This is a genomic window from Nocardia donostiensis (assembly GCF_002081715.1).
Classification (GTDB): Bacteria; Actinomycetota; Actinomycetes; order Mycobacteriales; family Mycobacteriaceae; genus Nocardia; species Nocardia donostiensis.
The window spans coordinates 194,106-219,450 of sequence record NZ_MUKP01000002.1; the positions used below are offsets into that span (position 1 = coordinate 194,106).

23 protein-coding genes are annotated in these 25,345 nt (G+C 68.2%); 16 read left to right on the plus strand and 7 right to left on the minus strand.

The features are described 5' to 3' along the window. Positions 1-183: 183 nt before the first annotated feature. The 4 genes from mptB to B0T44_RS02395 are packed head-to-tail and all read left to right on the plus strand — an operon-like array spanning position 184 to position 4,657. Positions 184-1,905: a polyprenol phosphomannose-dependent alpha 1,6 mannosyltransferase MptB gene (mptB, locus tag B0T44_RS02380; protein WP_077115042.1), complete on the plus strand. Its 1,722-nt coding sequence runs from the start codon at positions 184-186 to the stop codon at positions 1,903-1,905. Next, positions 1,902-2,834 carry an ABC transporter ATP-binding protein gene (locus B0T44_RS02385; protein ID WP_077115043.1) on the plus strand — a complete coding sequence of 311 codons (933 nt, stop codon included), beginning with the start codon at positions 1,902-1,904 and terminating at the stop codon, positions 2,832-2,834. The genes mptB and B0T44_RS02385 overlap by 4 nt, the downstream gene beginning before the upstream one ends. Further along, the gene (locus B0T44_RS02390; RefSeq protein ID WP_077115044.1) at positions 2,831-3,622 is read left to right on the plus strand and encodes an ABC transporter permease; all 792 of its coding nucleotides are present in this window, start codon (positions 2,831-2,833) and stop codon (positions 3,620-3,622) included. The genes B0T44_RS02385 and B0T44_RS02390 overlap by 4 nt, the downstream gene beginning before the upstream one ends. A 60-nt stretch (positions 3,623-3,682) precedes the next feature. After that, positions 3,683-4,657: a COX15/CtaA family protein gene (locus tag B0T44_RS02395; protein WP_081511491.1), complete on the plus strand. Its 975-nt coding sequence runs from the start codon at positions 3,683-3,685 to the stop codon at positions 4,655-4,657. Positions 4,658-4,666: 9 nt separating this feature from the next. Here the strand turns inward: B0T44_RS02395 and B0T44_RS02400 are convergent, their stop codons facing one another. Continuing rightward, the gene (locus tag B0T44_RS02400; RefSeq protein WP_077115046.1) at positions 4,667-5,905 is read right to left on the minus strand and encodes a PucR family transcriptional regulator; all 1,239 of its coding nucleotides are present in this window, start codon (positions 5,903-5,905) and stop codon (positions 4,667-4,669) included. Positions 5,906-6,061: 156 nt separating this feature from the next. After that, a complete protein-coding gene (locus B0T44_RS02405; RefSeq protein ID WP_077115047.1) occupies positions 6,062-6,412 on the minus strand; it encodes a hypothetical protein in 351 nt (116 codons plus the stop codon). 119 nt (positions 6,413-6,531) lie between these two features. Between B0T44_RS02405 and B0T44_RS02410 the strand changes: the two genes are divergently transcribed. Continuing rightward, a complete protein-coding gene (locus B0T44_RS02410; protein ID WP_077115048.1) occupies positions 6,532-7,497 on the plus strand; it encodes a quinone oxidoreductase family protein in 966 nt (321 codons plus the stop codon). A 6-nt stretch (positions 7,498-7,503) separates the two neighbouring features. On the opposite strand, the gene B0T44_RS02415 is transcribed toward B0T44_RS02410, so the two are convergent. Continuing rightward, complete coding sequence (locus B0T44_RS02415) at positions 7,504-8,103, minus strand: TetR/AcrR family transcriptional regulator (protein WP_077115168.1); 600 nt, start codon at positions 8,101-8,103, stop codon at positions 7,504-7,506. Between the two features lie 83 nt (positions 8,104-8,186). Between B0T44_RS02415 and B0T44_RS02420 the strand changes: the two genes are divergently transcribed. Further along, positions 8,187-8,696: an FAD-dependent monooxygenase gene (locus B0T44_RS02420; RefSeq protein ID WP_077115049.1), complete on the plus strand. Its 510-nt coding sequence runs from the start codon at positions 8,187-8,189 to the stop codon at positions 8,694-8,696. Here the strand turns inward: B0T44_RS02420 and B0T44_RS02425 are convergent. Next, positions 8,615-9,628: a heme o synthase gene (locus tag B0T44_RS02425; RefSeq protein WP_425436818.1), complete on the minus strand. Its 1,014-nt coding sequence runs from the start codon at positions 9,626-9,628 to the stop codon at positions 8,615-8,617. The two genes, B0T44_RS02420 and B0T44_RS02425, sit on opposite strands and share 82 nt — an antisense overlap. A gap of 351 nt (positions 9,629-9,979) precedes the next feature. Between B0T44_RS02425 and tkt the strand changes: the two genes are divergently transcribed. From tkt to B0T44_RS02465, 8 genes are all read left to right on the plus strand, one after another. Next, a complete protein-coding gene (tkt, locus tag B0T44_RS02430) occupies positions 9,980-12,121 on the plus strand; it encodes a transketolase (RefSeq protein WP_077115169.1) in 2,142 nt (713 codons plus the stop codon). 6 nt (positions 12,122-12,127) lie between these two features. Continuing rightward, positions 12,128-13,267, plus strand: a complete 1,140-nt coding sequence (gene tal / locus B0T44_RS02435; RefSeq protein ID WP_077115051.1) for a transaldolase — start codon at positions 12,128-12,130, stop codon at positions 13,265-13,267. 5 nt (positions 13,268-13,272) lie between these two features. Next, positions 13,273-14,838, plus strand: coding sequence for a glucose-6-phosphate dehydrogenase (zwf, locus tag B0T44_RS02440; RefSeq protein WP_077115052.1), 1,566 nt, complete (start codon positions 13,273-13,275; stop codon positions 14,836-14,838). After that, positions 14,838-15,749 (plus strand): glucose-6-phosphate dehydrogenase assembly protein OpcA, encoded by a 912-nt coding sequence (opcA, locus tag B0T44_RS02445; RefSeq protein ID WP_077115170.1) that lies wholly within the window; start codon positions 14,838-14,840, stop codon positions 15,747-15,749. Before zwf ends, opcA begins: the two co-directional genes overlap by 1 nt. Next, complete coding sequence (gene pgl, locus B0T44_RS02450; protein WP_077115053.1) at positions 15,739-16,500, plus strand: 6-phosphogluconolactonase; 762 nt, start codon at positions 15,739-15,741, stop codon at positions 16,498-16,500. The genes opcA and pgl overlap by 11 nt, the downstream gene beginning before the upstream one ends. 196 nt (positions 16,501-16,696) lie before the next feature. Further along, on the plus strand, positions 16,697-16,972 hold the full coding sequence (locus tag B0T44_RS28445) for a DUF1330 domain-containing protein (RefSeq protein ID WP_217697426.1): 276 nt from the start codon (positions 16,697-16,699) through the stop codon (positions 16,970-16,972). 21 nt (positions 16,973-16,993) lie between these two features. Further along, positions 16,994-19,294 carry a thiamine pyrophosphate-dependent enzyme gene (locus B0T44_RS02460; protein ID WP_077115054.1) on the plus strand — a complete coding sequence of 767 codons (2,301 nt, stop codon included), beginning with the start codon at positions 16,994-16,996 and terminating at the stop codon, positions 19,292-19,294. Positions 19,295-19,752: 458 nt separating this feature from the next. Beyond that, on the plus strand, positions 19,753-20,226 hold the full coding sequence (locus B0T44_RS02465; RefSeq protein ID WP_077115171.1) for an SRPBCC family protein: 474 nt from the start codon (positions 19,753-19,755) through the stop codon (positions 20,224-20,226). Positions 20,227-20,233: 7 nt separating this feature from the next. On the opposite strand, the gene B0T44_RS02470 is transcribed toward B0T44_RS02465, so the two are convergent. After that, positions 20,234-21,187 (minus strand): alpha/beta fold hydrolase, encoded by a 954-nt coding sequence (locus B0T44_RS02470; RefSeq protein WP_245839164.1) that lies wholly within the window; start codon positions 21,185-21,187, stop codon positions 20,234-20,236. A gap of 78 nt (positions 21,188-21,265) precedes the next feature. Here B0T44_RS02470 and B0T44_RS02475 point away from each other — a divergent pair, with 78 nt between their 5' ends. Then, complete coding sequence (locus B0T44_RS02475; RefSeq protein ID WP_077115056.1) at positions 21,266-22,111, plus strand: SDR family NAD(P)-dependent oxidoreductase; 846 nt, start codon at positions 21,266-21,268, stop codon at positions 22,109-22,111. A 17-nt stretch (positions 22,112-22,128) separates the two neighbouring features. On the opposite strand, the gene secG is transcribed toward B0T44_RS02475, so the two are convergent. After that, positions 22,129-22,362, minus strand: a complete 234-nt coding sequence (gene secG / locus B0T44_RS02480; protein ID WP_077115172.1) for a preprotein translocase subunit SecG — start codon at positions 22,360-22,362, stop codon at positions 22,129-22,131. Between the two features lie 110 nt (positions 22,363-22,472). Next, positions 22,473-24,077, minus strand: coding sequence for an MFS transporter (locus B0T44_RS02485; protein ID WP_245839165.1), 1,605 nt, complete (start codon positions 24,075-24,077; stop codon positions 22,473-22,475). 126 nt (positions 24,078-24,203) lie between these two features. Between B0T44_RS02485 and B0T44_RS02490 the strand changes: the two genes are divergently transcribed. After that, on the plus strand, positions 24,204-25,013 hold the full coding sequence (locus B0T44_RS02490) for an META domain-containing protein (protein WP_077115058.1): 810 nt from the start codon (positions 24,204-24,206) through the stop codon (positions 25,011-25,013). The last annotated feature ends 332 nt before the right edge of the window (positions 25,014-25,345 follow it).

A 25,345-nucleotide genomic window follows, 5' to 3' on the forward strand; every position in this document is an offset into this window, starting at 1 on the left:
CAGATAGGGCACCCGCATGAGATCGCCGAGTGAAGCACATCACGTTCACTCACCCGGCCGGGAACGGGGTGCCACGAGGGCCGCCGCGGACGCCGGTGAGCGCAGCGCGGCGAGCCACTCCGGTCCCCTTCGAGCGCCCGACCGACCGCGTGAGCGGCGCGTGCGCGAACTAGGCTGCTCGTCGTGGCGGTACTGGAGGACGCACGGCGCAGCACGCTGACACTGCGACGCAACACAGTGACACTGGGCCGTCGGGCGCTGGGATTGGACGTACCCACCGCCGACCACACCATCGCGGTACTGCACCGGGACGAGTCCGAAGCCCCCGGCCTCAACCGCAAGGAGCTGGCGCAACTGGACCGGATCCGGCTGATGGGCGCCACCGGCACCGTGCTCATGGCGATCAGTGCGCTCGGTATCGGGGCGCAGCCGGTGCACCAGAACCCGACATCGGGTGTGCGGGTGCTCGGCATCTTCGCCCGCGCACACACCGGTTCACTGGCCATGTGCATGGTCGGCACAGTCACGGTGGTGCTGGCCTGGCTGCTGCTCGGCCGGTTCGCGGTGGGCGGTATCGGCGGCTCCCCGCTCCACCGGCTGACCCGCTCGCAACTGGACCGCACGCTGCTGCTGTGGATCATCCCGCTCAGTGTCGCGCCGCCGTTGTTCAGCAACGACGTCTACTCGTATCTGGCCCAGAGCGAGATCGCCGCGCGTGGCATCGACCCCTATAAAGAGGGGCCGGTCGCGGGCCTGGGCATCGATAACGTGCTCACCAACAATGTCCCCACGATCTGGCGCGACACGCCCGCACCCTACGGGCCGCTGTTCCTGTGGGTCGGCAGAGGTATTGCGCATCTGACCGGCGACAACATCATCGCCGGCGTCTGGGTGCACCGGCTGCTGGCCTTGGCCGGGGTAGCGTTGATCGTCTGGGCGCTGCCCCGGCTGTCGGTGCGCTGCGGAGTCGCACCGGTGAGCGCGCTGTGGCTGGGTGCGGCCAATCCGCTGGTGCTGTTCCATCTGGTGGGCGGGGTGCACAACGACGCGCTGATGCTGGGCCTGATGCTGGCCGGGCTGGAGTTCGCGCTGCGCGCCATGCACGGCGACGCGAATTCGCCGGTGCGGCCGCCGCTGGACGGCCGCGGGTACGCGCTGCTCATCGGGGGTGCGGTGGCGATAAGCCTGTCGTCCTCGATCAAGATCACCTCCATTATCGCGCTCGGGTTCGTCGGGATGGCGTTGGCCAGGCGATGGGGTGGCGGGTTACGCGCGCTGTGTACCGCTGCGGCGCTGCTGGGCGTGATCGCGGTGCTGACCACGCTGCTGGTCAGCATTGTCAGCGGACTCGGTTTCGGCTGGGTACACACTCTCAACACCGCGAGTGCGGTGCGCAGCTGGATGTCGCTGCCCACCGCGCTGGGCATCATCACCGGTTTCGGCGGGGTTCTACTCGGCCTCGGCGATCACACCACGGCGCTGCTGAGCATCACACGCCCGATCGCGGCGGTGGTGGCGGCCTTCATCACCGTGCGCATGCTGGTGGCCACCTGGACCGGGCGGTTGCATCCGGTCGGCGCGCTCGGGGTGTCCCTCGGCGCGATCGTGCTGCTGTTCCCGGTGGTGCAGCCCTGGTACCTGCTGTGGGCGATCGTGCCGCTGGCGGCATGGGCGACCCGGCCGGTGTTCCGGGTGCCCGCGGTCGCGTTCTCGGCGGTGGTCAGCGTCATCCTGATGCCGCGCGGGGCCGACCTGGAGGTGTTCCAGATCGTCGGGGCCGCGATCGCGACCGTCACCGTATCGGTGTTGTTCATCGTGGTGACCCGCAATGCGCTGCCGTGGCGGGGCCAGCCGGGGGTGTCGGCTCCGTCACAGGAGGCCAGCGCTTACGGTGTCACATCGTGACCGCTGCCTCCGCCTCCGCCGTGCGCGTGGATGGCGTCGTCAAAAAATACGGTGAGACCACAGCCGTGGACGGAATCGGTTTCGATGTCGAACACGCTCAGGTCTTCGCCCTGCTCGGCCCCAACGGCGCAGGTAAGACCACCACGGTCGAGATGTGCGAAGGTTTCGTCACACCCGACGCCGGCTCGGTGCGGGTGCTCGGCCTGGATCCGATCGCGGATTCGGAGCGGCTGCGCGCGCGAATCGGGGTGATGCTGCAGGGTGGGGGCGCCTATCCCGGCTCCCGAGCCGGGGAAATGCTCGACCTGGTCGCCTCCTATTCCGCCGACCCGCTCGACCCGGACTGGCTGCTGCGCACGCTCGGACTGTCCGACAGCAGGCGCACCCCCTACCGCAGACTCTCCGGCGGCCAGCAGCAGCGGCTGTCGCTGGCCTGCGCGCTGGTCGGCAGGCCGGAGATCGTCTTCCTCGACGAGCCGACCGCGGGCATGGACGCCCAGGCTCGGCTCATGGTGTGGGAGCTGATCGATGCCTTGCGCCGGGACGGAGTGACCGTGCTGCTCACCACCCACCTGATGGACGAGGCCGAGGAACTGGCCGACCAGCTGGTGATCATCGATCAGGGACGGATCGTCGCCTCCGGCACCCCCGCCGAGGTAACGGCACACGGCGCGGCCGGTCAGCTGCGGTTCTGCGCGCCGCCGCGGCTGAACCTGAGCCTGCTGGAGTCGGCGCTGCCGGAAGGTTTCGCCCCGCGCGAGACCAGCCCCGGCTCATACCTGGTGGAGGGTGAGATCAATCCTCAGGTGCTGGCCACCGTCACCGCGTGGTGCGCGCGGGTGAATGTGCTGGCCACCGATATCCGGATCGACCAGCGCCGCCTGGAAGACGTGTTCCTGGAGCTGACCGGACGGGATCTGCGCGGATGACCACACCTGACACGAGCCGCAACCGTTTCCCAGCGGGCACTTTCACCCCTGCTCCGCGCCCCAACGCTCGGATCCCGATGCTGGCCGCGCAGACCCGGCTCGAACTGGTGCTGCTGCTGCGCAACGGTGAACAACTGCTGCTCACCATGTTCATCCCGATCACCCTGCTGGTGGGGCTGACCCTGCTGCCGTTCGGTGAGATGGGCGAGCACCGGGTGGACCGGATCGTGCCCGCGGTGATGATGGTGGCCGTCATGTCCACCGCGTTCACCGGTCAGGCCATCGCGGTCGGTTTCGATCGTCGCTATGGCGCGCTCAAACGGCTGGGCGCGACCGCGCTGCCGCGCTGGGGCATCGTCACCGGTAAAAGCGCCGCGGTGCTGTTGGTGGTGATCCTGCAGTCGGTGCTGCTCGGTGCGATCGGTGTCGCACTGGGTTGGCGGCCGAGCCCGGCGGGCTTGGCGTTGGGCGCGGTGCTGATCGTGGCAGGCACCGCGACCTTCGCGGCAATGGGACTGCTGCTTGGCGGCACTCTCAAGGCCGAGATCGTGCTGGCGCTGGCGAATATTCTCTGGTTCGTGATGCTCGGCGTGGCGAGCGTGGTGTTCGCCGCCGACGATCTGCCTACCGCGGTGAACGTCATCGTCCGGCTGGTTCCCTCCGGCGCACTCGCCGAGGCGTTGGACGACGCATTGCGCACCAGCGTCGACTGGTTCGGTCTCGCGGTGCTCGCGGTCTGGGGTGTGGGCGCGGGTTTCCTTGCGTCCCGGTTCTTCCGCTTCGACTGAAACGACGCCTTGTAGTAGTCCGGGTGATCGGGCGTGATGGCCGAGGGCTACCATCGTGACGTGCTCTATCGCGCCTTCTTGCGACTCGTCGACCGCCTTCCGCTGCCCTCGCTGCGCGCGCAGCAGTTGCTCGCGCTCGCGGTGATCGCCACCCAGGCAGGCATCTCGGTGACCGGCGCGGTGGTGCGGGTCACCGCCTCCGGACTCGGCTGCCCGACCTGGCCGCAGTGCTTCCCCGGCAGCTTCACCCCGGTCGGGGTATCGGAGGTTCCGGTCCTGCACCAGACGGTGGAGTTCGGCAACCGGTTGCTCACGTTCGTGGTCACGCTGTTCGCGGCCCTGATCGTGCTCGCCGTCACCCGGGCCCGGCGCAGGCGCGAGGTGCTGGTGTACGCGTGGCTGATGCCGGGCGGCACGGCGGTACAGGCGATCATCGGCGGGATCACGGTGCTCACCGGGTTGCTGTGGTGGACGGTCGCGTTGCACCTGCTGGCGTCGATGGTGATGGTGTGGATCGCGGTGGTCATGTACGCCAAGATCAGCGAACCCGACGACGGAGTGGAAACGGTGCGCGCGCCCGCGCCGCTGCGCTGGCTCACCGCGCTCAGCGGAGTCGCGTTGGCCGCCGTACTCATCGCGGGCACCTTGGTGACCGCGGCCGGACCGCACGCAGGCGACAAGAGCATCGACCGTCCGGTGGCGCGGCTCGAAGTCGAGATCGTGACCCTGGTGCACCTGCACTCACAACTGCTCGTCGGCTATCTCGCTCTGCTGATCGGGCTCGCCTTCGGCCTCTACGCCGTCGGTATCACTGCCGCGGTGCGCACCCGGATCTGGGTGCTGCTGGGCTTGGTGGCCGCGCAAGCGCTCGTCGGGGTCGTGCAGTACCTCACCGACGTGCCCGCCGCGCTGGTGGCCGTGCACGTCGGCGGCGCCGCGCTGTGCACGGCTGCCACCGCCGCGGTGTGGGCCTCGCTGCGAACCCGGGAACCGGTGCCTTCGTCACTGCCCGACGCCGCCGCACAACCGGCCTGACGCGTTACCTCACGTGCCGGTCTTCGCCTGTGGCGCGCGATAGCTGCGTGCCACCAGTGCCGAGGTCAGATACCACAGCCCCGACGGTGTGGTCGGGTCGAAACCGGTGAGCAGACGCACCCGTTTCAGCCGGTAGTCGAGGGTGTTGGTGTGCATGTGCATGAGCCGGGCCGTGCGTTGCCGGTTGAAATTGTTGGCGATGTGCTGGCGCAGCGTGTCGAGCAGTTCGGGATGCTCGTCCAGGGGATCGAGTATCGAGCTGAGATGTTCGCGCGCCGGCCCGGGTCGGGTGATCTGGAATTCCAGCGCCAGGTCGTTGAAGCGGTGCAGTCCCCCGCCGCCGGTCAGCCGCTGCACCGTGTCGAGCAGTTCGTGCGCCTGCTCGGTGGCGGCGGGGATATCGGCGGGCGCGGCGGTGACCACGGTCGCGGTGATCGGCACCCGCGCCGCCTCCGACAGATAGGCGATCAGTTCGTCGAGAGTGTCTCCGGCGAAGTCGTCGGCAGGCAGCAGCAGGGTGCCGCCGTCGACGCTCAGCAGCGACAGTGCCCGGTCCCCACAGCGGGTCGCCAGTTCGGCCTGGACACGGCGCAGTTTGCGGCGGGCCACCACGGCGCCGTTGACATCGGGCTCGGACTCGTCCGGATGCGGCGGAACGGCCAGTGCGAGCACCGAATACGATTCGGCGATCTCGATACCGCATTCGCGGGCCATGGTGGAGGTGCTGTGCCCGCCGAGCAGCGCCGAGGTCAGCGTGTGCACGGCGGTGTGGTGTTCGCCGACGACCATGCGGTTTTCGCGCACATACGCCACCGCTACCGCCGAGGTGATGGTGTCGAGGATCTCCAGCAACCGCCGCGCCGTGGCGACCAGGGTCGCGGAGTCGGCGGGTGATGCGTTCGACAGGATCCGGTCGAAACCGAGTTTGAAGCCCTCGTGGATGGCGTGGTTGATGGTGTCGATCGGGATGCCCTCCCGCGCCCATTCGGCTGCCGCATCGCGGATCTGTTCGACCTGCTCCGGCAATTCCTGCCCGTCGAGCCTGCTGAGCGTCAGTTCCAGGCACACTCTGGTCACCGCGGTGACATCGCCCTGCAGCGCGTCGCCGGGCAGCGTGCCGCAGGGCGCGACGTTTTCGGCGAAATGGCCGACCATCTGTCGCGACAAGGTCGAAATGTCTCGCAGGTGAGCCGAAATCGGACGGCCGGACACCGTGAGACGTGAGCGTGCCGGATCAATAACCGTCATATCGACTCCTTTTGCCCCCAATGGATCTCGGAGCGATAACGGTATCGCAAAACGGTTACCCGTCAGTAGGTATTGGCGACGAATCTGTCCCTCGGCCAGAGGGACACCGCTCACGTCTGTGATCGCACACAGCGGCGCGACCGCTCGCCCGCGAGCTCATTTCTCGTTGCGCGCCTTGGGGAAACGGCTCTGCTTCGCCACCCAGCCCGCCATCTTGGCCCAGTGGCCGCGACGCGGAGTGACCACCGAGGTCAACTCGCGGTCCCATTCCTCGGCCTCGGTGAGCCCGTCGATCGATTCCACCAGTGCCTGCGCGGTCTCGAGATCGGCGACCATCCGGTCACCCAGGACACCATCGGCACCGACCAGGGTGATCCGGACACCGGCCCGGCCCACCGGCTGGAGCACCGCGGACGCGGAGCCTCCGTGCTCGGTAACAAACCCCTTGACCGAGTCCACAACTGCACGCGGGGCCCGCGTGGCGACGGTAGCGACATCTGCACTCATGCCCGGGAGTTTACCGGCCAGTAGACATGCCACACGCCCGCCGGGCCATACGGTCCATCCCGCCCCGGGGCGGCGATGCGCGAACCACACCACCGTGCCCCGGTGTACAACTGGAACCCATGCGCGCCATCCAGGTTTCCGAACACGGCGGTCCCGAAGTGCTCACCTACACCGAGGTATCGGACCCGCAGGCCGGTCCGGGCCAACTGTTGGTCGAGACCGAGGCGATCGGCATCAATTTCCTCGACACCTATTTCCGCACCGGCGCCTATCCGCGCGAACTCCCCTATATCCCGGGCTCGGAAGGCACCGGCGTGGTGGCCGAGGTCGGCACAGGCGTCACCGAATTCGCGGTCGGCGACCGGGTCGCGTGGGCGGCAGCGCAAGGCAGCTACGCGCCATTGGTCGCCGTCGACGAGGCGGTCGCCGTCGCGGTGCCCGACGGGGTCGATGCGCCGGTGGCGGCGTCGGCGCTGCTGCAGGGCATGACCGCGCACTACCTGCTCGAGTCGGTGTACCGGCCGGAGCAGACCGATACGGTGCTGGTACACGCGGGCGCCGGCGGGGTCGGGCTGCTGCTCACCCAGTGGGCCACCGCACGCGGGGTCAAGGTCATCACCACCGTGTCATCGGATGAGAAGGAAACGCTGTCGCGGGCGGCAGGGGCGTGGGAGGTACTGCGCTACGGCGACGATCTGCCCGAGCGGGTGCGGGCCCTGACCGATGGGGGCGGAGTCGCCGCGGTGTACGACGGTGTCGGCGCGGCAACCTTCGAGGCCAGCCTCGCCTCGTTGCGGGTCCGGGGCATGCTGGCCTTGTTCGGTGCGGCCAGCGGGCCGGTGCCGCCGTTCGATCTGCAGCGGCTGAATCAGGCCGGTTCGCTGTTCGTCACCAGGCCGACGCTGGCCCACTACACCCGCGATCGCGCCGAACTGCTGTGGCGGGCAGGTGAGGTTTTCGAGGCGATCGCGGACGGCTCGCTGGCCATTCGGGTCGGCGCCACCTATCCGCTGGCCGAGGCCGAACGGGCCCATCGCGATCTGGAGGGCCGCAAGACGACCGGTTCGATCGTGCTGCTGCCCTGACCCCGGTCAGAAGTCGCGTCCCGTGAGCCCCCGGTAGACGAAACGGGTGAGGCCGTCGACGGCCTGCTCGTCGCTGATCTGGACCGTACCGTCGACCACGGCCTGTAGTAGTTGGCTGACCACCAGGAACACCATGGCCAGGCTCGCGTCGGGCGCGGCAGGCAGCGTCAAGCCCTTGTCTGCCAGCCCGTCGAGATGGTCGGCGACATCCCGGCGCACATCGGCGCTGAAGCGGGCGACGAGCCGGGCGAACTCGTCGTTGATGATCGCCGCCTGGTTCATCGCCCGGAGCACGGGTTCGTTGGCCCGGGCGAACGACCAGTAGTCGGCGATATGGGCGCGGACCGCCTCGGGGTCGCTGAAATCGGGGTTGTGCCCCGGTTCGCCGCCCAGGCCGCTGCTCTGGACGGCCATATCTTCCAGCAACGCCCGCAGCAGATCGTCCTTGCCGGTGAAGTGGTTGTAGAAGGATCCTGCGGCACGACCGGCCGCCGCGGTGATGTCGGTGATCTTGGTGTTCAGGTATCCGCGCTCGGCGAACACTCGCCGCGCCGCGTCCTTCAGTGCCTGTTCGGTCTCGGCCGAACGCTCCCGGCGGCTCGTCACCCACACCACCTCCTTGACAGCGAAACGTACCAACTCCCACTATGAATACACATTCATTGAATCCTAATTCATAGGAGGGTGCCGTGCAGGTGCTCATCGTGGGGGCAGGACCGATCGGGTTGCCCCTGGCCACCACACTGTCCCGGCGCGGTATCGCGGTGCGCGTCATCGAGGCCGCCGAAAGCCTGTTCGCGGCAGGCGCTCAACCGGGCCTTGCCGCGGCCATGGCCCAGATGACCGCAGCCGACCGCCGTCGGATCGCCGACGCGCTGCCCGCGAGGCTGGCCGACTTCGGCGTCGCGGTCGATCTGGACACCACGCTGCTGTCACTGGAGCAGGACGAGACCGGCGTCACAGCTGTGCTGGCCCGATCCGGCGGCACCGAGACCGCCCGCTTCTCCTACCTGATCGGCGCGGACGACGGCCGCGACCTGGTGTGGCGCAGTATCGCCCACTCGCGGGCCCGTCCGGGAGTACCGGCCGGACGCGTGATACTGGCCGACGACCCCGGTCAGCCGAACAGAATGTCGCCGATGGTGGTCCAGCCGAGCACCGAGTCCACGGCCAAACCGCAGAACACCACCGCCAGGTAGTTGTTCGACTGTAGGAACAACCGCAGCGGTTTCACCGATTCCCCACGCCGCACACCCGAGTAGAGCTGGTGCGCCATCAGCAGGAACCAGGCCCCGGCCACCAGCGCTACCGCGGCGTAGACGACGCCGGTGGCCGGGACCAGCACCAGCGTGGTCAGCACGGTGAGCCAGGTGTAGACGACGATCTGCTTGGTGACGGTCTGTTCGGTGGCAACCACCGGCAGCATGGGCACCCCGGCCGCGCGGTAGTCCTCCTTGTAACGCATGGCCAGCGCCCAGGTGTGCGGCGGAGTCCAGAAGAAGATGACGCCGAACAGCGCCAGCGCAGGCCAGCCGATGGTCCCGGTCACCGCCGCCCAGCCGACCAGGGCGGGCATACATCCGGCAGCACCGCCCCACACCACGTTCTGCGCGGTGCGACGTTTGAGGCCGAGGGTGTAGACGAAAACGTAGAACAGGATCGTCACCACCACGAGCACACCGCTGAGCAGGTTGGCCTGCCACCACAGCCAGGCGAACGAACCGATGCCCAACAGCAGACCGAACACGAAGGCGTGCGATGTCGGCACCGCCTCGCGGGCCAGCGGGCGTTTTGCGGTCCGCTTCATCACCTTGTCGATATCGGCGTCGGCCACACAGTTGAGGGTGTTGGCGCTGGCCGCGCCCATCCAGCCACCGAAAAGGGTGGCCAGGATGAGCCCGATGTCGATAGTGCCGCGATCGGCGAGCAGCATCGTCGGGATGGTGGCGACGAGCAGCAGCTCGATCACCCGCGGTTTGGTGAGTGCCAGATAGGCCAGGGGCCGACGCAGAAGCCGGGAAAGCGGGCCGTCGCCTGTCATCCGATCCGCGAACGCCGGTGCGGAACCGTGTGCGCTCCCGACCCCCGGCTGTTGACCGATCCGCACTGTTTCTCCTCGCACGCTGTGCATCGCATCCGGCTGTGGAACGAGCAGCGCACGGCTGCGACGCGGCCACTACTACAGCCGATGGTAGACCCACAGCCGCAGCGTCCCGCCCCGCGCCCCTCGAGATCCGGCGCACACCACGGATGCCCCTGCACTCATGCGCTCGCTCCGCCGCAGTTCATCCCATGTCCGACCGGCGAACCGGTGGGACGCAGCGGCGCGAGGCGAGCAGCGGCCGAACAACAGAGGGGTCGTGCGCAGGGGTAGCCGGGCGCATTTAGGGTATGTGGTGTACGCGGCACCATGCGCGGTCGTCGTGCGTTCGCCGCCCCTACCGCCATCGTCGACGAAATCAACGTCAGGAGAAACACCGTCGTGTCTGTGACAGACGACATCCGCGCCCTCACCCAGCCGAACCACCCCGGCGACTGGACGGATCTGGACACCAAAGCCGTCGACACGGTCCGGGTGCTGGCCGCGGACGCGGTGCAGAACGCCGGCAACGGCCACCCCGGCACCGCGATGAGCCTGGCACCGCTGGCCTACACCCTGTTCCAGCGGACGATGCGCCACGATCCCGCCGACCCGGAATGGGTCGGGCGCGACCGTTTCGTGCTGTCCTGCGGGCACTCCAGCCTGACGCTGTACATCCAGCTGTACCTGGCCGGTTTCGGGCTCGAACTCGACGATCTGAAGAATCTGCGCACCTGGGGTTCGCTGACTCCAGGCCACCCGGAGTACCGCCACACCAAGGGTGTCGAGATCACCACCGGGCCGCTGGGCCAGGGCCTGGCCTCGGCGGTGGGCATGGCGATGGCGGCCCGGCGCGAACGCGGGCTGTTCGATCCCGACGCAGCACCGGGAACCAGCCCGTTCGACCACCACATCTACGTGGTCGCCTCCGATGGCGATATGCAGGAGGGAGTCACCTCCGAGGCGTCCTCGATCGCGGGCACCCAGCAACTGGGCAACCTGGTGGTGATCTACGACGACAACAAGATCTCCATCGAGGACGATACGACCATCGCGTTCACCGAGGACGTGGCGGCGCGCTACGCGGCCTACGGCTGGCACGTGCAGGTGGTCGAGGGCGGTGAGGACGTCGTCGCGATCGAGGCGGCGCTGGCCGCGGCGAAGGCCGAAACCGGCAAGCCGTCGCTGATCCTGCTGCGCACCATCATCGGCTACCCGGCGCCGAACAAGATGAACACCGGTGCCTCGCACGGCGCCGCTCTGGGAGCGGACGAGGTGGCCGCGACCAAGCAGGCACTCGGCTTCGACCCGGAGCGCACCTTCGCCGTAGACGACGACGTCATCGCGCACACCCGCAAGGCCGCCGAGCGCGGCGCGCAGGCCCACGCGGACTGGATCGTGGAATTCGAGGCGTGGGCGCAGCGGGTCCCCGAAGGCAAGAAGCTGTTCGATCGGTTGTTCAACGGTCAGCTGCCCGACGGCTGGACCGCCGATCTGCCGGTCTGGGAACCCGACGCCAAGGGACTGGCCACCCGCAAGGCCTCGGCGAAGGTGCTCGCCGCCGTCGGACCCGTGCTGCCGGAACTGTGGGGTGGCTCGGCCGACCTCGCCGAATCCAACAACACCACCATCCCCGACTCACGCAGCTTCGGCCCCGAATCGATCTCCACCGGCATGTGGAAGGCCAACCCGTACGGCCGTACCCTGCACTTCGGGGTGCGCGAGCACGCGATGGGCGCCATCCTCAACGGCATCGCCCTGCACGGGCCGACCCGTCCCTACGGCGGCACCTTCCTGGTGTTCTCCGATTACATGCGTCCGGCGGTGCGGCTGGCCGCGCTGATGCGGGTCCCGGTCACCTATGTCTGGACCCACGACTCCATCGGCCTCGGCGAGGACGGCCCCACCCACCAGCCCATCGAGCATCTGGCCGCGCTGCGCGCCATCCCCGGCCTGAGCGTGGTCCGCCCCGGCGATGCCAACGAAACCTCGTACGCCTGGCGTGCGGTCATCGACAAACACAGCGGCAAGCACAACTCGCCGTTCGTCTCCTCCGATGCGGTCGGCACCGGCGGCCCCGCCGCGCTGGCCTTGACCCGCCAGAATCTGCCCGTGCTGGAAGGCACCAGCTACGACGGTGTCGCCAAGGGCGGCTACATCCTGGCCGAAGCCTCCACCGGTGTCCCGCAGGTCATCCTGATCGCCACCGGTTCGGAGCTGCAGCTCGCCGTCGCCGCCCGCACTACGCTGGAGGAGCAGGGCATCGGCACCCGGGTGGTCTCGATGCCATGTGTGGAGTGGTTCGACGCACAGGACAGGGCCTACCGCGACGAGGTGTTGCCCCCGGCGATCGCCGCCCGGGTGGCCGTCGAGGCCGGAATCGCGATGCCGTGGCACCGGTTCACCGGCGACGCAGGCGAGATCGTCTCGATCGAGCATTTCGGCGCCTCGGCCGACTACCAGACCCTGTTCCGCGAGTTCGGCTTCACACCGGAAGCTGTCGTGGCCGCTGCGCAGCGCACGCTCGACAACGTGAAGGGATAAGCGCATATGGCACAGAACGAGAACATCGCCGCCTTGGCCGCCGCCGGGGTGTCGGTGTGGCTGGACGACCTGTCGCGGGACCGGATCAACTCCGGCAACCTGGCCGAGCTGATCGCCACCCGCGGCGTCGTCGGGGTCACCACCAACCCGACCATCTTCCAGAGCGCACTCAGCAAGGGCCACGCCTATGACGAGCAGGTCAAGGCACTGGCCGCCCAGGGCGCCGACACCGAATCCGCGATCCGCACCATCACCACCGACGATGTGCGCGCGGCCTGCGACGTGCTGGCCGAGGTGTTCACCGCAACCGGCGGAGTAGACGGCCGGGTATCCATCGAGGTCGATCCGCGGCTGGCGTTCGACGCCGAGAAGACCACCGCGCAGGCGGTCGAGCTGTGGAAGATCGTCGACCGGCCCAACCTGTTCATCAAGATCCCGGCCACCGAGGAGGGGCTGCCCGCGATCACCGCGACGCTGGCGCAGGGCATCAGCGTCAATGTCACGCTGATCTTCTCGGTCGCGCGCTACCGCGCCGTGATGGGTGCCTACCTGGACGGACTGCGCAAGGCCAAGGTGGCGGGCCACGATCTGGCCACGATCCACTCCGTTGCCTCGTTCTTCGTGTCCCGAGTCGATACCGAGATCGATAAGCGACTCGAAGCCATCGGCACCCCGGAGGCGCTGGAGTTGCGCGGGAAAGCCGGGGTCGCCAACGCCCGCCTCGCCTACGCCGAATACCAGGATGTGTTCGACGGCGGCGCGCACATCTCGACCTACCAGCATCTGGCCGCTGTCGGCGGTAACCGCCAGCGGCCGCTGTGGGCGTCGACCGGGGTGAAGAACCCGGATTACCCCGACACCCTCTACGTCACCGAACTGGTCGCGCCGAACACGGTGAACACGCTGCCGGAGAAAACTCTGGAAGCCGTCGCCGACCACGGCGAGGTGCGCGGCGACGTCGTCTCCGGTACCGCCGAAGCCGCGCAAGCGATTTTCGACAAACTCGCCGCGGTCGGCATCGACCTCGACGACGTGTTCGCCGTGCTCGAACGCGAAGGCGTGGACAAGTTCGAGAAGTCGTGGGAAGAGCTGCTGACCGCCACGACCGAGGAGTTGCAGGCCGCATCCACCTCCGGAGGTAACTGACACCGATGGCCGGCATCGCGGAGCAGGCGACCACGGCCGGATGGCGCAACCCGCTGCGTGACGAACGGGACAAGCGGGTACCCCGCATCGCGGGCCCGTGCAGCATGGTGATCTTCGGGGTCACCGGTGATCTGTCACGTAAGAAGCTGATGCCGGCCATCTACGATCTGGCGAACCGGGGGCTGCTGCCCCCGGGTTTCGCGCTGATCGGGTTCGCCCGCCGGGATATGGCGGACGAGGATTTCGCGCAGATCGTGCTGGATGCGGTCAAAGCGCATGCGCGGACCCCGTTCCGGCAGGAAGTTTGGGACCACCTGGCCGAGGGTTTCCGCTTCGTCCAGGGCACGTTCGAAAACGACGCGGCGTTCGCGCAGCTGGCCGACACCCTGGCCCGGCTCGACGCCGAACGCGGCACCCGTGGCAACCATGCCTTCTACCTGTCGATACCACCGGATATGTTCCCGGTGGTGCTCGACCAGCTCTCCCAACACGGGCTGGCCAAATCGGTGCACGGCACCGGCCGCGAACCGTGGCGCAGGGTGGTGGTCGAGAAACCGTTCGGGCACGACCTGGACAGCGCCCGCGAGCTCAACGCGCTGGTCAACCGGGTGTTCCCGGAGGAGACGGTGTTCCGTATCGACCACTACCTGGGCAAGGAGACGGTTCAGAACATTCTGGCGTTGCGGTTCGCCAACCAGCTGTTCGACCCGATCTGGAACGCCAACTACGTCGACCATGTGCAGATCACCATGGCCGAGGACATCGGGCTCGGTGGCCGCGCGGGCTATTACGACGGTATCGGCGCGGCCCGCGACGTCATCCAGAACCATCTGCTGCAACTGCTCGCGCTGACCGCGATGGAGGAGCCGATCAGCTTCGCCCCCGCACAGCTGCAAATGGAGAAGATCAAGGTCCTCTCCGCCACCAAACTGGTCGAACCACTGGACGAGACCACCGCCCGCGGCCAGTACGCGGCCGGCTGGCAGGGCGGCGAACAGGTGGTCGGCCTGCTCGACGAGGAAGGTTTCGACCCGCACTCGCGCACCGAGACCTTCGCCGCGATCACCCTCGAGGTCGACACCCGCCGCTGGGCGGGTGTTCCGTTCTATCTGCGCACCGGTAAACGGCTTGGCAGGCGGGTCACCGAGATCGCGGTCGTGTTCAAACGCGCACCGCATCTACCGTTCGACGCCACCATGACCGAGGAACTGGGCGAAAACGCGCTGGTCATCCGGGTGCAGCCGGATGAAGGCATCACCATGCGGTTCGGGTCGAAGGTCCCCGGCTCCAGTATGGAAGTGCGCGACGTGAACATGGACTTCAGCTACGGCGAAGCATTCACCGAATCCTCGCCGGAAGCCTACGAACGGCTCATCCTGGACGTCCTGCTCGGAGAGCCGTCGCTGTTCCCGGTCAACGCGGAGGTCGAATTGTCCTGGAGCATCCTGGACCCGGTGCTGGCACACTGGGCCGCCGACGGCGCCCCCGAACAGTACCCCGCAGGCACCTGGGGGCCTGCGTCCGCCGACGAGATACTGGCCCGTACCGGCCGGGAATGGCGGCGGCCGTAATGATCATCGATATGCCCGGCACCACCACCGGCGAGGTCACCAAACGGTTGGTGCGGCTGCGCGAGGACTTCGGCGTCATCACCATGGGCCGCGTGCTCACCCTCGTCGTCTGCACCCTCGACAGCTCCGAAGCCGAGGGCGCCATCGAAGCCGCCAACGAGGCCAGCCACGAACACCCCTGCCGGGTGGTGGTACTCGCCCGCGGCGACCGGGAGACCGAGACCCGGCTGGACGCCCAGATCCGGGTCGGCGGCGACGCGGGCGCGGCCGAAGTGATCGTGCTGCGGTTACAGGGCCAATTGGTGAACCATGAGGACAGCGTGGTCATCCCCTTCCTGCTGCCCGACACCCCGGTGGTGGCCTGGTGGCCGCGCGGAGCGCCGGAATTCCCGTCCCAGGACTCGGTGGGACGGCTGGCGGCGCGGCGCATCACCGATGCCACTTTCGCCGCCGACCCGCAAGCAACCATCAAACGCCGCCGCTGCTCCTACGCCGTCGGTGACACCGACCTGGCGTGGAGCCGGATCACCTACTGGCGGGCGCTGCTGACCGCCGCGATGGACGAGCCGCCCTACGAGCCCGTACGGTCGGTGACCGTCTCCGGCCTCCGCGACGAACCCGCCCTGGATATACTCGCAGGCTGGCTGGCCTCCCGGCTCGACTGCGCGGTCCACCGGCGCACCGGTCCGCTGCGCGTCGAACTGCGCCGGTCATCGGTATCGATCGCCATCGCCCGCCCGCAGACCGGCGTCACCGCCACCCTGACCCGCACCGGGGAGCCTGACCAGCGGATCGCGTTGGCGCGCCGGGAAACCCGCGACTGTCTCGCCGAAGAACTACGCAGGCTCGACGCGGACGATATCTACGCCGAAGCGCTCGCCGGAATCGAAAGGGTGACCTATGACCAGTAGCGCCAGTAGCACCGACTCCTCGTTCCCCGGCGACACCGTCGAAGTCCACCTCGACACCGACGCGCTGCTCGACGCCGCCGCAGCCCGCTTCGTCGGCGTCATCACCGCCGCACAAACCGCCCACGGCACCGCGTCGGTGGTGCTGACCGGAGGCGGGACCGGTATCGCGCTGCTCGAACGAGTGCGCCGATCACCCGGTGATATCGACTGGTCCCGATTGGACGTGTTCTGGGGCGACGAACGATTCGTCCCCGCCGGAGACCCCGAACGCAACGAGCTACAGGCGCGGGAAGCGCTACTCGACCACGTGCCGGTCGACCCCGCGCGCGTCCACCCAGTCGCCACCTCCGACAGCGAATACCCCGACCCCGTCGAAGCCGCAGCCGAATACTCCGCGACCGTGCACGCGCACCTCGCCGCACACGACGGATTCGATCTGCATCTGCTCGGGATGGGCGGGGAAGGGCATATCAACTCGCTGTTCCCGCACACCGATGCAGTACGCGAAGACCACGAACTCGTCGTCGCCGTCACCGACTCCCCCAAACCCCCGCCGGTGCGGGTGACACTCACCCTGCCCGCGGTCCGCCGAGCCCGGCACGTGGTGCTCGTGGTGTCCGGCGAAGGGAAAGCCGAGGCAGTAGCTGCCGCGCTCAACGGGGCACAGGCTGTGGACATACCGGCGGCAGGGGCCAGCGGGAGCGAATCGACCACCTGGTTACTCGACCAGGGCGCTGCGGGCGCGCTGTAATTTTGGCCGCGACTTCGTCGCGGCGGGTTCGCGGCCCCCTGGTGGCTCGCGTTTCAGCCCTCGCGACTTGCGCCTTCGGGGCATGCGCGAGTGTCGGACGTTCGTCCGCCCCGGCGCTCCCAGCGAGTGTCGGACGTTCGTCCGCCCCGGCACTCCAAGCTGCGAGGGCTGAAACGCGAGCCGAGCCGCAAACCGGATGGGGCGACCGGGAGTCACCTGGATCCTGATCATCGAGTTCCCCGGTATGGCTCGGATTCGGCAGTGGTACGACTCCCCCGAGTACCGGCGGGCCCCGGGAGATCCGGGACGGCAAGGTGTGGGTGCAGATGCTGTTCGCCGAGGGAGCGCCGCCCGAGGGCTTCTCGGTCTCGTCCTCACCACACCCTCGATCCCGGCAACCGCGCGCGGACACCCGGACAGCAGACTCACGACGTGCCGCGACAACACCCTTGAATCACCGTATACGCCTTAGGCTGGTAGCGGTGAGGGTCCAGTGAGTACCCAGGAGGCCGAGCAGCGGTTCCGTGCGGAGATCGCGGAGCTGCGGGCTGCGCCGTCGATAACTCCCGACCGGCAACTCGCTCCCGGGATCACCGGCCGAGAGTGCCTCGAGCTGTTCGTATCTCAGGTGACGAGCCGCCACGCCGACCTGGCCGCACGCAGTTTGACCGCGAGCGGGCACGGCTTCTACAGCATCGGATCCTCCGGCCACGAGGGTAACGTGGCGCTGGCCGCGGCGAGCCGCGTCACCGATCCCGTACTGCCGCACTACCGTTCCGGTGCGCTCTTCATACATCGAGTCCGCCGGGCGGGGGGTGCCGACCCCGTCCGGGATCTGCTTCTCGGGGTGGTCGCCGCCGCGGCCGACCCGATCTCCGGTGGTCGGCACAAGGTGTTCGGCAGTGCGGCGGCGCACGTTATCCCGCAAACCTCCACTATCTCCTCACATCTGCCGCGCGCACTGGGACTGGCCTTCGCGATCGATCGCGCCGCACGGCTTGGTATCGCCTGCCCGTGGCAGTCGGATTCGGTGGTGCTGTGCAGTTTCGGGGATGCCTCGGCCAACCATTCCACCGCGGCAGGCGCGATCAACACGGCGATACACACCGCGCATCTCGGAGTCGCAGTTCCGGTGTTGTTCGTCTGCGAGGACAACGGGATCGGGATCAGTGTGCCCACCCCACCCGACTGGATCGAGCACGCCTACGGGCACCGCCCGAGCCTGCGCTATTTCACCGCCGACGGCTGTGCACTCCTCGACGCCGTCACCACCGCCGCCGCAGCAGTGGACTGGGTTCGCAGCCACCGCCGCCCGGCGTTCCTGCGCCTGCGCACGGTGCGGCTATTCGGGCATGCCGGGTCGGATGTGGAAACCGCCTACCGCGAACCAGCCGCCATCGACGCCGATCTGGCGCGCGATCCGGTTATCGCGACAGCCCGGCTCCTGATCACCGAGGGCGTATGCACGCCGGACGAAGTCCTCGGCCGCTATGACCGCATCGCCGAGCGGGTAGCCGCCACCGCGGAACAGGTGCGCGCGGAACCGAAGCTCGCCGCCGCCGACGCGGTGATCGCACCGCTGGCGCCCGCACATCCGGAGCAGGTGCGCGATGATGTCCAGCGGAAGAAACCGCTGGATCGAACGGTATCTGCGACGGATCACCTTTCCCGCCCGGCCGCGATGCGCTCCTCGGACGATACGGTGCCTCGGCGTGAAGACACCACGGATACCGGAGACGGCGCGGCGGACAGCGGCCCCGCCTTCCCAGAGATGCCCACTCCACCTCCGGTGACGCTGGCTCGAGCGATCAACCGCACCCTCGCCGCATTACTGGAGCGAGATTCCGACCTACTCGTCTTCGGCGAGGATGTTGCCCGCAAGGGCGGCGTCTACGGCGTGACCAAGGGACTGCGCACCCAGTTCGGCGCCCGCCGGGTGTTCGACACGCTGCTCGACGAACAAAGCATTCTCGGCACCGCCCTGGGTGCCGGCCTGGCAGGTTTCGTGCCGATCCCGGAAATCCAATACCTGGCCTACCTGCACAATGCGCTCGACCAGTTGCGCGGTGAAGCCGCGACGTTGTCGTTCTTCTCGTCCGGGCGCTACCGCAACCCGATGGTGGTGCGGGTCGCCGGGTACGCGTACCAGAAGGGTTTCGGCGGGCATTTCCACAACGACAATTCAGTGGCCGCGCTGCGCGATATTCCCGGTGTGGTGGTGGCATCCCCCGCCCGCGCCGACGACGCGGCCGCCATGCTGCGCACTTGTGTTTCCGCCGCCAGGGTGGACGGCCGGGTCTGCGTATTCCTCGAACCCATCGCCCTCTACCACACCCGTGACCTGTACGCACCCGGCGACGAACGGTGGCTGGCGCCGGTTACCGGTGCCCACGTGCCGATCGGCCGGGCTCGCGTCTACGGCGACGGAACAGATCTGACGATCGTCGCCTTCGCCAACTCGGTACCGATGAGCCTGCGCGTCGCGCGCCGGCTCGCCGACCGCGGTATCGGCGCCCGCGTCCTCGACCTGCGCTGGCTGTCCCCACTCCCCCGCGCGGATCTGCTCCGGCACGCCGAGATCACCGGCCGGGTCCTCATCGCCGACGAAACCCGGCGCAGCGGCGGTGTATCCGAGACGGTCTGCACCGCGCTGAACGACGACGGGTTCACCGGCAAACTGGTTCGGGTGACCAGCGCGGACAGCTTCGTTCCTCTCGGTCCCGCAGCGGCTACTGTGCTGCTCGGCGAGTCCGACGTGGAAACCGCCGCCCACGCTCTTGCCACCGCAGAGTGAGCCGGTACACCGCCGGTCACCGAGCAACTCGTCGAAATCCCCGCGATCGGCCCTCTCACCGCATTGCCGCAACGTTCGAAGGCGCGCAAGACACCGGCCCACCTCGCCCGGCACGCCGGCGTCGCCATCCATCGCACGACTGCCACAGCGCGGTCGGCCGCTGCCAAACGACTCGGCTCCCCGTCAGAACCGCCGAGCAGGTCGTCTTGTTGTACATCGGGCCTCAGCCGCCCGGTCGCACCCCTGTTGGCCGCCCGCGGTGAAGACTTTTCACTCTGCCGGGGCACCTCTGGTACTGCGTGCCGGTTGATTCGCGAACGATCTGTGGTCCGCTGGACGTCGACGACGGTGGGACCAACAGGACACGATCTCGACGATCGGCGGCGTACGGGTTCGAGCATGCGACGGTGGAAATACAGTGGGCGATGACGGGCATACCTGCGGCAGGAGGTGCGGTGATGGCAACGATGTCGACGCTGGGTGAGGTACGGCCGGAGCACGACTGCGCAGGCGACCTGGTGTCGCTGCATTATCTGCGGTCGTTCCGGCGGCCGGTGCTCGAGGTGTGGGCGGCATGTACCGAACCCCGGCAGTTGCTGTGCTGGCTCGGTGCGATCAGCGGCAGCGGCAACGAACGGTCCGTCGAACCGGTCGACGGACCGTTCCATGAGCCCATCGAGCTGCGCATCGAACGCTGTATCGCTCCGCACGAACTCGTCGCCGAGATCGGTGATGCTGCGCTGGAGCTGCGGTTGGACCAGGTCGGGGTGGTAACCAATCTGGAACTCGTGCGACGGCGTATCCACGCGGGCGCGGCGGCCGTCGTCGGCCCGCGCTGGCAGTTCCTGCTCGACCGGTTCACCGCCTATCTGGAGCGCAAGCCGGTGCCCCGTTGGCCCGAGTATCCCGATGTGACCGCCGAATACCGCTGAGTGTCTGTCAGCGGGTGTCCGTGGCGAGGTCGGCAAGGCTGCGTTTCAGGAAGTCGTCGACGTCTGCGGTGCGTTCCAGTTGGACCAGATGCCCGGCTCCGGCGACCCGTTCCACGGCACGCAGATCCGGCAGCAGCGCACGCATCACCTCCAGCGGGTCGCGGCCGCTGAAGCCTTCCATATCCGGGTCGTGCTCGCCGTACAGGAAATAGACGGGGACCTTGGGCGCGGCGCCGGCGTATTCGGCGGTCAGCTCCCAGTTGCGGTCCAGTGCGCGATACCAATTCAGTCCGCCGGTGAACCCGGTCCGCTCGAAGTCTGCTGCGAGTGTGTCGAACTCTTCGACCGACAACCAAGGCCATGGCAGCGGCGGCGCCTCGGGCAGCGCCTCCAGGTACCGGCTGCCGGGTGGGAATTGCCAGGTGTCGAGGTAGTGGTAGTCGGCGCTGAGCGCGTAGTACACGCGGGCGAGGAATTCCCGCGGGTGCGCCGCGAGTTCGGCGTCGGCGACGCCGGGCTGCTGGAAGTAGTGCAGGTGCACGAAATGCTGTTGGGCCATTTTCGCCCACAGCCCCGACGGCGGGCGGGTCAGCCGCGGGACGAAAGGATTGTTCAGCACCACCAGCCCGCGCACCCGCTGCGGTTCGCGCAACGCCAGCTCCCACAGCAGCGCGGCCCCGAAATCGACGCCGACGAACACCGCCTGTTCTGCGCCGATATCGTCGAGCAGGGCGAGCAGATCACCGATCACCGCCTGGTTGGTGAACGCGTCCACCTCGTCCGGGGTGTCGGTGCGGCCTGCGCCACGCAGGTCCGGCGCGATCGCGTGATAGCCGGCGGCCGCCACTGCCGCGAGCTGGCGATGCCAGACGAACCAGGTGTGCGGGAAACCGTGACAGAAGATCACGGGAACACCGCTGCCCTGCTCCGCGATATGCAGACGGGTCCTGTCGACCGTCACGAAGCGATGTGTCGGTTCCACCGGCAACCTCCCGAAAATATAGAACGCGTTTCAGTTTCACGGTAATGTTCCCGGACCGTGAGCGGAATACCCAAACAACTCGAAAGCCGGGTCGCGGTCGTCACCGGAGCCAGCCGCGGTATCGGCAAGGGCATTGCGGTAGAGCTGGGTGCGGCCGGGGCCACGGTGTATGTCACCGGACGGTCGGCGACCCCGGCACGACTGCCCGGCACCGTGCACGAGACGGCGGCCGCGATCGACGAACTCGGTGGTACCGGCGTGCCGTTCGTCTGCGACCACCGTGATGACGATGCGACCGAGCGGTTGTTCGATCTGGTCCGCAGTGAGCACGGCAGGCTCGATGTGTTGGTGAACAACGTCTACAACTCTCCCGCCGCGGCCCGCTGGCTGGGCAAACCGTTCTGGGAGGTGCCGCCGGCGGCGTGGGATGAGACGTTCGATGTCGGCGTCCGCTCCCATTACGCGGCGAGTGTGTTCGCGGCCCCGTTGCTACGGGAATCCGGCGGGCTGATCGTCAATATCTCCTCGCCCGGAGCCGAACGCTATATGCACAACGCGGTATACGGGGTCGCGAAAACAGCGCTGGATCGGCTGACCGCGGATATGGCGCACGACCTCGCCGACACCGGGGTGACGGTCGTTTCGCTGTGGCCCGGCATCGTCGACACCGAACTACTGCAGCTGATCCCCGCCGACGAGCAGGGCAGGCGTCAGGTGACGCTGCCCGGTGAGGGCACCTTCGACCTGACCTGCGCGGAAACACCCCGCTTCCCCGGCCGCGCTGTGGTGGCGCTGGCCACCGACTCCAGCCGGCTCGAGCGCACGGGCCGCGCGTGGCGGGTGGCCGACCTCGCCGACGTCTACGGTTTCACCGATGTGGACGGGCGGGTGCCACGCAACTGACCCGGCCTGCGAGTCGATCAGGCGAACTTGATCTCCAAGCCGATGCCCAGGATGGCGATCAACCAGATCAGGCCGACGAAGATGGTGACGCGGTCGAGGTTCTTTTCGGCGACCGTCGAACCGGACAGGCTGGACTGCACCCCACCACCGAACAGGCTGGACAGACCTCCACCCTTGGCCCGGTGCAGCAGCACCAGCAGCACCAGCAGCACGCTGGTGATGATCAGGAGGATATCCAGGAACATCCGCATGGCCGACAGTGTATGCGCCACCGCGCGCAGTAGCCGAATCGCCCGCCGGGGCCGAGTACCCGACGCAGACCGGGGCCAGTCCGGCTCGGGCGACCCGGGGCGGGCACGGATCAGCGCATGGCCCGGAGCTGGCGCACCGGCATCGACACCAGATGCGTGGCCGATTCCGGGCTGCGAGCGTATCCGGCGACCGCACGCTCCCTGATCCGGTCCTGCGCGGTCAACCGCACCTGATGCTGCTGCATATGCTCCGACCAGGAACGCACCACGAACGACTCCACATAGCGATCGACCTCGCCCACATCGCGGTAGAGCCGCCACTCCATAGCGCCGGTGCGTTGCCTGGACCGGCCCACATAGGCCATCGCGGACAAGAAGTCGGGCAGGTCTTCCGGCGGCACCTCGTAGGCACGCAACACCATGACCGGTCCGTCATCGGGGTCGGGCTCCACCACCAGCTGCGGTTCCGGCCAGAACGCCGACGGGGTCAGATCCAACACCTCGGCGTCGTGCCGGATCGGCAGCCACACCGTGCTGAGCGCGCAGCAACCCAGCAGTACCGCAGCCGCCAGCAGTGTCGTGACCACCCCGAACGCGCCCGCGACCAGTCCCCACAGCAACGAGCCGAGCGCTTGCCCACCCATGAACACCAGCATGTACACCGACAAACCGCGCGCCCGCACCCACGCGGGCAACAGCAACTGCATGGTCGAGTTCATCGTCGACAACGCGAGCAGCCAGGCCAGCCCGGCCGCCACCAGCAGCCCCAACACCAGCGCTACCTGGTCCAGCAGCGCGGAGCCGGTGGTAGCCACGCCGAACAGCACGGCGGCGACGGCCAACTGCTGGGTGGGCGTCAACAGAGAGCGCAGCCGCGCCAGGAAGAGCGCGCCGAGTACCGCGCCGACGCCCAGCGCGCCGAGCATCAACCCGTAACCGGAGGAACCGAGACCGAGTTCGTCACGCGCGACAACCGGCAGCAGCGCCCACAGCGCACTGCCCGGCGCGATGAACAGGATCGACCGCAGCAGCACACGCCGGATCGCGGGCGCGGCGCGGATGAAGCGGGTACCGGCCTGCAACGCGGCCAGCGGCCGTTCGCTGGGCAGCGACCGAGCCACCGCAGGCCTGCGCCACAGTGTCAGCGCGGCCACTATCCCGCCGAACGACAGCGCGTTGAGAGCGAACACCAGCGTCGGCCCGGACAGCGAGACCAGAACACCCGCGACGGCAGGACCGACCGCGCGGCCGATATTCATGTTCATACTGCCCAGCGCGGCGACGGAGGGGATCTGTTCCCGCGGCACCAGTTCGGGCTGGATCGCCTGCCAGGCGGGGGCGGTGAGGGCCTGCCCGCAACCGAGCAGGAACAGCAGCGCCAGCAGCACCGCGGGCGTGGTCCGCCCGGTCGCGGTCGTTACCGCGAGCACCGCGGCCACCAGCGCCATCGCCGACTGGGCGCCGAGCAGCAACCGGCGCCGGTCGACCAGGTCGGCGATCACTCCCGACGGAATGGACAGCAGCATCACCGGCAGCGTCGTCGCGGTCTGTACGAACGCGACCAGCGCCGCCGCATTCGGTTCGTCCACCAGGACCCACTGTGCTCCGACCGTCTGCATCCAGGTGCCCAGGTTCGACACCAGCTGCGCGATCCACAGCGCCCGGTAGACCCGCGACCGCAGCGGCGCCCAGGTGGACGGTGCTGTCGTGGTCACCAATCAGAGCATAGTCGGGCTCGGGTGCCCTCCCTCCGGCCGAGAGTGTCCGGGCGGCGGCTCGTCGAGAGTGTCGTTCTCCGCCGTTCCAGCGGGCGGGTGCCCTGCATCGGTAGGATCGGCCGTATGTCGGCGAACTGGCTGCGGTGGGGTCCGGTCCTGGCGATCACACTCGCTGCGGTGACTCTCGCCGTGGGGACCGCTTGCACTGAGGATTCCGGGGAAAAGGGCGAGGAACCCGCGACGCCGATGGGGCGCACCTTCGTCTCCACCGAGGTGCAGGGGCCACCCATTCCCGGCGGTGGCCCATTGAAACTCACCTTCCGGGACGACCGGATCTCCGGCTCGGCCGGCTGCAACACCCATTCCGGTTCGGTCGAACTCGCCGACCACAAGGTCGCGGTATCGGATCTGGCGGGCACCCTGATGGGATGTCCGGGCGAGCGCAGGCACGCCGACGAATGGCTCGTCGGCCTGCTGAGTTCCACGCCGTCGTGGGAACTCGACGACAGCACCCTGATCCTGCGCAACGACGAGTCGACCGTCACCATGCTGGATCAGCGTGTGGTGAATCCGGACCGCCCGCTACGCGGCACAACCTGGACGGTCAACGCCCTGCTCACCCCCGACGCGCATATCCGCTCCCGGACCATCGAGGAATCGAAACCCACCCTCACCATCGCCGAGGACGGCGCGCTCTCCGGTTCGACCGGCTGCAACGACATCACCGGACAGGCCACGGTCACCGAGACCTCCGACGGCACCGAGATCGCCTTCCGTGTCGCCACCACCGAGACGATGTGCCCGCCGGAGGTGATGGAGGTCGAGCAGGCGGTGCTCCGCGCGCTCGACGGCACGGTGCGAGCCACCATCGAATCCGACACCCTCACCCTGCGTAACGCGAACGGGTATGGCCTCGAGTTGCGCGCGCAATGAGGGCAACCCTGGCGAGGCGGCCCCTCCTCAATTGTCCCGGGACGCTCCGCTCACCTTCGCCGAGGTGACCTCGACGAAACCCTTGCTCATCCGAGTTCGCGAACTCGTTCTGCGGCAGATCCTCGGCGTTGGTTGCCTTCGCTGGCCCTGTTCATACTTGTTCGGCAGCTCATCTCCGGCCCTCAGGCGAAACCAGTGCTGATCGCGGCGTTCGTCCCGGCCTTGCACCGCGGCGCCCCATGGCAGCGCATCGGAGAACTGCGACTCGGCGGATAAGTCGTGAAGGTGCGCCCCGACACCAGCAGATCGACTCAGAAACTACGCAGGGCGAA